This is a genomic window from Blastococcus sp. CCUG 61487, assembly GCF_005222955.1.
Classification (GTDB): domain Bacteria; phylum Actinomycetota; class Actinomycetes; order Mycobacteriales; family Geodermatophilaceae; genus Blastococcus.
The window spans coordinates 2,648-3,326 of record NZ_LWUA01000120.1 but is presented as its reverse complement, the minus strand read 5'-3'; the positions used below and the strand labels follow the sequence as shown (position 1 = coordinate 3,326).

General features: G+C 78.9%; 1 protein-coding gene and 1 pseudogene. Both read left to right on the top strand.

The annotated features are described in order from the left end of the window. Nucleotides 1–443, top strand: a 443-nt coding sequence (locus tag A6V29_RS08205; protein ID WP_137159857.1) for a hypothetical protein, incomplete at its 5' end; no start/stop codon positions are given. Next, nucleotides 440–679 (top strand): annotated as a pseudogene (locus A6V29_RS20750) (hypothetical protein); the annotation flags it as partial. The gene A6V29_RS08205 and the pseudogene A6V29_RS20750, both read left to right, overlap by 4 nt.

Here is a 679-nt window from a genome sequence, read left to right as displayed (position 1 = left end):
AGGAGCCGGCGGTCGTCGTCGACGTGGTGCTCGACCTGGTCCGGGAGGGCGTCTGGAGCATCGGCATCGGCGCGGGGCCGGTGCAGACCCCCCTCCCGGGCAGCACCCGGGCCGCTGCCGGGCCGGCCTTCCTGAGCGCCCGTCGCGCCGTCGACGCCGCCAAGCAGCGCCCGTCCCGGCTCGCCGTCCGAGGCGCGGTCGCCGCCGACGCCGGTGACGCGCAGGCGGTGCTGAGCGCGCTGGCCGTCGTGGTCGAGCGGCGCAGTCCGCAGGCGTGGGAAGCAGTCGGCCTGGTCGAGTCCGGGCGCACCCAGGCCGAGGCCGCGGCCGAGCTGGGCATCTCCCGGCAGGCGGTCGGACAGCGCCTCGCTGTCGGGCTGTGGGAGCTGGAGCGGGACCTGCGACCGACCGCCGCGCGGCTGCTGGCCAGGGCGGCCGGGTGAGCACCGCCGTCCTCGTCCTGCTGCTGGTCACCAGCCTGGTCGGTCTCGCCCTCGCTTTCCGCGGTGAGCGCCTGGTGCCGCCGGCCGGTGCGGCCGTCCTGGTTGCCCTCCTCGGCGCGGCGGCCGCGTGCGCCTGGGCGGCGCCGGAACCCGCGGAGACGGTCGCGCACACCGCGACGGTCCTCGCCGTGCTGGCCGCCGTCGCCGGCGGCGGGCCGGTGGCCACCGGCGTGCTG